Genomic DNA, 7,640 nt, shown 5'->3' with positions numbered 1-7,640 from the left:
ACTCATATCCACTTATTATAATGAAATTTAGCGAAAAAAAACATTACAAATCATTTACATTTCGTAAAAATTCAATTTATTTATAAAAAGTCAGATTTTCTATATTTTATTTTTAAGATGTAGAACAAGTATAATGTGTTTTAGTAGAAATGAAAATATGTATTGTGAGAAAGTGATAGAGAAGTAAGATTTGTTGAAATATAGCCAAGAAGAATCGGTTAGCTTTAAAAGCATTTCTTATATAATAAAGAAGGATTTTACGGATGAAGGAGAGAGCGTAATGAATCATACACCATTCCGAGCAATTGTCGTGAAAGAAAAGGAAAATAATCAATTTGAAAGAAAGCTTGTTGAGAGAGAAATTAATAGTTTACCTGAAGGAGACGTATTAATACGTGTTCATTATTCTTCATTAAATTATAAAGATGCCCTTTCAGCTACTGGTAATAAAGGTGTAACGAGAGCATATCCTCATACACCAGGTATCGATGCAGCGGGAGAGGTAGTTAGTAGTGAAAATAACGCCTTTCAGGAAGGCGATCAAGTTATTGTAACTGGATATGATTTAGGTATGAATACTTCTGGTGGTTTCGGGGAATATATTCGCGTGCCATCATCTTGGGTCGTTCCTTTACCAAAAGAAATGTCTTTGAAGGAAAGTATGATGTACGGAACAGCAGGTTTTACAGCTGCCTTATCGGTATATAAGCTCATTAGAGCGGGAATTACACCTAGTACGGGAGATGTTTTAGTAACGGGTGCTACGGGCGGAGTAGGCAGTGTAGCAGTTAGTATTTTAGGAAAGCTAGGATATAGCGTAGTAGGGGCAACAGGGAAAATGGAAGAGAAAGAGATACTGCTACGTTTAGGGGCAAAAAAGATGATTCGCCGCACGGAGTTGAGTGATGAATCAGGAAGACCGATGCTTAAAGGAATATATGCTGGGGTTGTCGATACTGTAGGCGGGAACATGTTAGAAAGTTCTTTAAAGGTAGTTAAGTATGGAGGCTGTGTAACAACGTGTGGTAACGTAGCAGGGCATGAATTAAATACAACTGTATACCCATTCATATTACGAGGGATTAGCCTTTTAGGAATAGATTCAGTTCAATGTCCAGTAGATGTGAGAAGAGAAGTGTGGGCATTGTTAGCAGATGAGTGGAAAAATTCAGAGCTATTATCTTATACAGAAGAATGTACATTAAAAGAATTAGATGAGAAGTTTACACTTATACTGCAAGGAAAGTTAAAAGGGAGAACGGTTGTAAAGATGAAATGAAAAAAAGAGACGCTCATTTGAGCGTCTCTTTTCCTATTATAATGATTGTTTTAAATTTACTTTTCCTTGTTCACCTAAAACGCCATCAGCAATATTTACAGCGTGATCACCGATACGTTCTAAGTTACTTACCATATCAACGAAAATGATGCTTGCATCACCTGAACAGCTACGTTCGTTCAGACGTAACACATGACGTTTACGAAGAACACGTTCCATTTGGTCAATTTTACGTTCTTTTGCAATAACCGTTTGAGCTAGTTCAGTGTCGAAGTTTGTTAAAGCATTGATTGCATCTTGTAATGTTGAAATTGTTAATTCAAGCATTTCATTTAATTCAGCTAGTGCTTCATCTGATAGTGAAACGCGGTTTGAAATTTGGAAATCTACAAGTTCTACTAAGTTTTCTACATGATCACCAACACGTTCAATATCTCCAACAACACCTGCTAGAACTGAATGCTTTTCAGAGTCTGTATGTGAAAGTGGTTTTTCTGATAGTAAAACTAAATACTCGGTAATCTTTTTATCTAAATTGTTAATAGCTGCTTCTAATTGCGTAGCCATATCAGCGTGTTTCTTTTCTTGTGTATTTAAAAATTGGTTTGCTTCTTTTAATCCTTGTAAAGAAAACTCAGCCATGCGAACAATTTCTTTTTGCGCTTCTGTTAGTGCGATAGCAGGGGATTGTTCAATAAAGATTGGATTTAAATGTTGCGGTTTGAAATCAATAGCAGAATCTTCGCCGCGAATAAGTTTTGTTACAATCCATGCTAATACAGCGATGAATGGGAATTGAATAAGTGCATTTGTTACGTTAAATGTTCCGTGGGCAAATGCGATTGTCATTTCTGGATTTAAGTTTAATGATGTTTGGAAATATTGAATTAAACTTGTAAATGGTACTAATAAAATCGTAAAGATAATTGTACCGACGATATTAAAGATAACGTGAACTAATGCTGCACGTCTTGCTGCAATAGAAGTACCAATTGCTGCTAATACAGCTGTAATTGTTGTACCGATGTTATCACCGAATAATACAGGAAGGGAAGCTTGTAAATCGATTGCACCCTGGCCGAATAGTTCTTGCAAAATACCGATTGTCGCACTTGAACTTTGTACGATTAAAGTGAAGACTGTACCAACAACGATTCCTAAGATTGGGTTATCACTCATGCTAACCATTAATTCTTGGAATGATTCTAAAGAACGAAGAGGTTTCATACCTGCGCTCATCAATTCTAAACCAAAGAATAACATACCAAATCCGAATACGACTTGACCTAAAGACTGTACTTTTTTATTTTTAAAGAAGAATAATAAGATTGCTCCGACTGCCATAATTGGAAGAGCGTATTCTCCGATTTTAATTCCGATAATAAATGCAGTAACTGTCGTTCCGATGTTCGCACCCATAATAACACCAATTGCTTGTCTTAATGTCATAAATCCGGCACTTACAAGTCCGACTGTTAAAGCGGTTGTTCCTGAACTTGATTGAATTAATACTGTAACTAACATACCTGCTAGTACACCCATAAGAGGGTTTGTTGTAAAACGATCTAGAATATCGCGAAGACGATCTCCGGCTGCTTGTTGCAGTCCATCGCCCATGTATTTAATCCCGAATAAGAAAATACCTAATCCACCAATGAACTGGAAGATCATATCTTGAATATTGTATTCCACGCATTCCACTCCTTAAATTTCATGTACGATGTAATTATTAACTAAACCTTGAGGCACTGTAAACGGTTTGTTTATAAATTTTACACTAAATTTACAAAGTACTAAAAAGTTTACAATTCTTTAAAGAAACTCCTGGATTTAATTGGTTTTCATGCGTGGTATTGGACTATTTCGTAAAGAAGTCACATTTATCACACTATTTATTGATAGTAAAAATAGGAGAGATAAACTATCCAAATTGGGTGTGCTAAGTAAAGTTTCACTTTATTTATAATGGTTCTTTGCATATTTTTCGATCAAAGTTAGAAAAATATGTAGGGGAAATGGGGAGGTTTGAAATGAGTATACTGATGAAAGTGAAAAAATGATTGAAGTATATTAATCTACTTCTTTGGAGTGCTTGCAACATTAAAAAAGAGCAATTCGCATATGAATTTGCCCTGGTTTTTTATGTTAAAAAAGTTTGAGTACTTCGTATTGTAAAAACTGTGTGCAGTGTGCTTGTTTATTCTGCTATTTGTGGGAGATAAAGCTACCCACTGATTAAAGTTTCACTTTATTAGGAGTTGTCGTTATGTTTCAAGTTTATGACGACATTTCCCTTTTTGTGCCCTTTTTCAACATATATGTGAGCTTCAACAATTTCCTCAAAAGTGTATTGCCTATCAATGATCACTTTTATTTTACCGTTCTCAACTAGTTCTTTAAGGAAATTTAATGCTTCGGAAGTTTCAGGTGCGTTTTGACTTAATATGAGTTTCATGCGACTTGTCAATTTAGTCCAGAGCATTTGAGCACTTGGTAACGGTTCAACGATATTTATATAGGTACCATCTTCCTTTAACATTTTAATACACTCTGCAAAGGAACTCCTGTTTACCGCTTCAAAGATAACATCATAAGTTTCGTCTGTAGTAGAAAAATCGCTTGCGGTGTAATCAATTACTTCGTCAGCTCCTAGCGATTTGACCAATTCTAAATTGGAGCTACTGCACACCCCTGTAACTGTTGCGCCGAAATACTTGGAAATTTGCACTGCATAACTTCCGACACTTCCAGAAGCTCCATAAATAAGAATGTTTTGACCGCTTCGAACGTTAGCTTTCCTAAGGAAAAACAAGGCTGTACGTGCTCCAATTGGGATGGCTGCGGCTTCTTCATAGGATATATTGGAGGGCTTCATGCACACTGCTCCATCTTCAGGTATACAAATGTACTCAGCATAAGAACCGAAATTTGCTTGGGTAGCAGCAAAAACTGGATCTCCTGCTTTAAAACGCGTAACGTCTTTTCCTACTGATTCAACTTCACCAGCCAATTCCATTCCAAGTATTTGTTTTTTCGGTTGTTTAAAGCCAAGTGCAATTCGAGCGGGTAGCCAAACCGAAGAGGGAACTGTAAAACTTCTTGAACGAATATCTCCTGCTGTTACGGTTGTCGCATTAATTTTTATTAGTATTTCATTGTCTTTAGGTGTAGGTTTTTCAACTTCTTTCAATTGAAGTACGTCGGGGGGACCATATTTTGTATACAATATTGCTTTCATTAATGTTTCCTCCAATTCGTTCTATATATTAATATCATACGAACAACATGAATAAATAGAACAGCGGTTCACCTTTCAATACAATGCAAAAAGCAGTACGATTTTTTTGGAATCCACTGCTTTTTTGTATTTGTGTATATATAATTTTTTTAGTGTAAGTACTTTGAAATGGAGCGAGTTAACATTACCCAACGGCTTTTTCGTTTATTTTATCTTTCTGTTTTTGTTTCCGTAAGCTTGTAATGTAAATGAACAGGAAAGCAATAAGTAATAGAGAGGAATAACGATATACAGTTGCATAGTTGGTAAAGTGTGCAATGAATCCAAAAATAATCGCTCCAGCACCAATTCCAAGATCAAATGCTGAGAAGAATGTTGCTGTTGCCACTCCTCTCCGGTGCGGTGCTACTCGGTCAATCATCCATGCTTGTAGTGCTGGTTGAATTGCTCCGAAACCACTGCCGTAGCATGCTGCGGCAATAATTAAACTCGGAATTGTAGTTGTATACGACAGCAAGATAATACCTGTAAACGTAATAATAACTCCTGGAATGATGACAAATGTATGGCCTTTCGTATCATATAATCTTCCAGAAAACGGACGAGTTACAGCGATTGCAAGTGCGTTAAATAAAAAGAAGAGACTAATATCAGCAATCCCGACTTCCGTAGCAAATAATGTGATAAAGCTCCCAATTCCCCCGTACATTAATGTAATACATAATATTAATAATGAAGGAAGTAAAGCTTTACGCTCAATAAATCCATCGAGAAAGGTACCAGATGTTTGCTGTGGTGGTTGCGGCGATTTTTTGATTTGAAGTAGTTTCGTTAATATTAATGAAACTATTGTGCATGAAAGTGCACATAAAAAAAGAATCGTGAAGTTATATGCTTGCATAAGCCAAAGTCCGATAAGCGGACCGAGCGCCATGGCAATAGTTCCAGAAAGACCGAAATACCCCATGCCTTCACCGCGGCGAGCTTGCGGAATTAAATCTGAAACGACAGTTCCGTATGTAGTCGTTGTAATACCAAAACCAGCTCCGTGTAAAATTCGAACGGCAAGCAATAGGAAAACGGTTGAAGCGAAAAGATAACTGCCCATAGCGAGTAAACAAATAGCGGTACCGATCATTAAAATGATTTTTTTGTTGAATTTTTGCAAAGCATTTCCAGTTAGCGGCCTAATAAAAAGTGCTGCAACGGTAAACATACCGACAACGAATCCGATATTTGAACTTGTGCCCCCTATTTCTTTCACATAAACAGGTAAAGTTGGAATTAACATTTGAAATCCTAAAAACATACATAAGTTTGCTAGAATTAGCGCAATAAACTCTTTTGTCCATAACGGTTCTCGTTTTACGAGTACTGCCTCTCCCATATATTCATCCCCTATATAAAAGTTTTCCCACGTTAACGGGCAGTAAGACTCTCACCTCAAAATTTGGCTGGAGCAAAGAAGTTAGGTGGGAGCGCTGCTGTCCGTTAACGCTCGATCGGTTCAACTAATAATCAGTGTGGGATGAACAAAACCCCCACTGATTAAAGTTTCACTTTATCTCTGTTCTTTCGAGTATATGTAGTGGTCAACGTAACAGTCAAGGAAGGTGCCTTGAAAACGTATAACAATTTTCGAGGCAAAAAAACTGACAAATTTGTGGAAAGACTACACAAATTTGAAAAAAAGATGTAAAGTATAGATGTATAGACTAGTAGTTGTTATGAATGATAGAAATTATTTTTTCTTTAAAGAAAGCGGATTCAAATGGTAGTGGATGAGAAGGGGATACATACTTTTTCACTACATATATTTGAAAAGGTTTACAATATGATGAAGAAAGAGGCGTGTACATATGAGACGATTAGGTATTTCTATTTATCCAGAACATTCGACAGTAGAGGAAGATAAGGAGTATGTAACATTAGCAAGTAAATACGGATTTACACGTGTATTCACATGTTTATTATCTGTAGATGGCGAAAAAGAGACAATTATAGAAGAGTTTAAAGAAACAATTTCTCATGCGAATGCATTAGGGTTCCAAGTATTGGTTGATATTAGTCCGTCTGTTTTTGAACAACTAGGTATTTCTTATAATGATTTATCATTCTTCCATGAACTAGGTGCTTACGGTATTCGTTTAGATGTTGGTTTCTCAGGATTAGAAGAATCGATTATGACGTACAATCCGTACGGTTTGAAAATTGAGATTAATATGAGCAACGGTACGAAGTATGTAGATAACATTATGAGTCATAGACCAAATCGTGAAAATTTAATTGGCTGTCATAATTTCTATCCACACCGTTATTCAGGATTATCATACGATCATTTCATTAAATGCTCGAAACAATTTAAAGATTACGGTATGAGAACCGCTGCTTTTATTTCATCATTCGATGCAACATATGGACCTTGGCCAGTAACAGAAGGGTTATGTACGTTAGAGCAGCATCGTGAATTGCCAATGACAACACAAGCGAAGCATTTGTTTGCGACAGAATTAATTGATGATGTTATTATTGCGAATGCTTATGCGTCAGAGGAAGAACTAGAGGCGCTTGGTGAGTTAAATAAAGACAAGCAAACTTTTGATATAGAAATTTATGAAACAACAACAGAGTTAGAAAGAATTATTGTGTTAGACGAACCTCATTTTTATCGCGGGGATGTATCTGAATATATGATTCGTTCTACACAAAGTCGTGTGAAATATAAAAAAGAAGAGTTCAAACCTCATAATACGCGTGAAATTAAACGAGGCGATATCTTAATTGATAATGAACAATACGGTCAATATAAAGGTGAATTACAACTTGCCTTAAAAGATATGGTGAATACAGGAAAAACAAATGTAGTTGGCCGAGTTGTAGAGGAAGAAATTTTCTTATTAGATTATTTACAAGCTTGGGATAAATTTGGATTTACATTAAAGAAATAGAGAAAATGAAAAAGGAAAAAACTACTGACTTCAGCAGCTTTTTCCTTTTTATCCCGCATTAACGGGCAGTAAAACTCCACCTTAAAATTCAGCTGGTGCAAAGAAGCTAGGTGGAAGATTAACTGCCCGTAAACGCCCGATTGGTGAAGGCTAATAATCAGTGGGGGATGAACAA

At 36.2% G+C, this 7,640-nt stretch carries 6 protein-coding genes; 2 read left to right on the top strand and 4 right to left on the bottom strand.

Annotation, left to right across the window (positions count from 1 at the left end; translation table 11 throughout):
* Positions 1-280: 280 nt before the first annotated feature.
* The gene (locus AB3X48_RS14480; protein WP_016103793.1) at positions 281-1,279 is read left to right on the top strand and encodes a YhdH/YhfP family quinone oxidoreductase; all 999 of its coding nucleotides are present in this window, start codon (positions 281-283) and stop codon (positions 1,277-1,279) included.
* A gap of 36 nt (positions 1,280-1,315) precedes the next feature.
* Here the strand turns inward: AB3X48_RS14480 and AB3X48_RS14475 are convergent, their stop codons facing one another.
* The 3 genes from AB3X48_RS14475 to AB3X48_RS14465 all read right to left on the bottom strand — a co-directional run bounded on the left by AB3X48_RS14475 (position 1,316) and on the right by AB3X48_RS14465 (position 5,904).
* Positions 1,316-2,971, bottom strand: coding sequence for a Na/Pi cotransporter family protein (locus AB3X48_RS14475; RefSeq protein ID WP_016103794.1), 1,656 nt, complete (start codon positions 2,969-2,971; stop codon positions 1,316-1,318).
* 559 nt (positions 2,972-3,530) lie between these two features.
* Positions 3,531-4,517, bottom strand: coding sequence for an NAD(P)-dependent alcohol dehydrogenase (locus tag AB3X48_RS14470; RefSeq protein WP_016103795.1), 987 nt, complete (start codon positions 4,515-4,517; stop codon positions 3,531-3,533).
* Positions 4,518-4,701: 184 nt separating this feature from the next.
* Positions 4,702-5,904: an MFS transporter gene (locus tag AB3X48_RS14465; protein WP_016103796.1), complete on the bottom strand. Its 1,203-nt coding sequence runs from the start codon at positions 5,902-5,904 to the stop codon at positions 4,702-4,704.
* A 472-nt stretch (positions 5,905-6,376) separates the two neighbouring features.
* Between AB3X48_RS14465 and AB3X48_RS14460 the strand changes: the two genes are divergently transcribed.
* Positions 6,377-7,465, top strand: coding sequence for a DUF871 domain-containing protein (locus tag AB3X48_RS14460; RefSeq protein WP_016103797.1), 1,089 nt, complete (start codon positions 6,377-6,379; stop codon positions 7,463-7,465).
* Here AB3X48_RS14460 and AB3X48_RS14455 read toward each other — a convergent pair.
* A partial coding sequence (locus tag AB3X48_RS14455) for a hypothetical protein (RefSeq protein WP_367959694.1) occupies positions 7,420-7,640 on the bottom strand: 221 nt, incomplete at its 5' end. The two genes, AB3X48_RS14460 and AB3X48_RS14455, sit on opposite strands and share 46 nt — an antisense overlap.

Origin of the sequence: Bacillus sp. S4 (assembly GCF_040838205.1) — a bacterium.
GTDB classification, from domain to species: Bacteria; Bacillota; Bacilli; order Bacillales; family Bacillaceae_G; genus Bacillus_A; species Bacillus_A cereus_U.
This window is presented reverse-complemented; position numbering and strand designations above follow the sequence as displayed.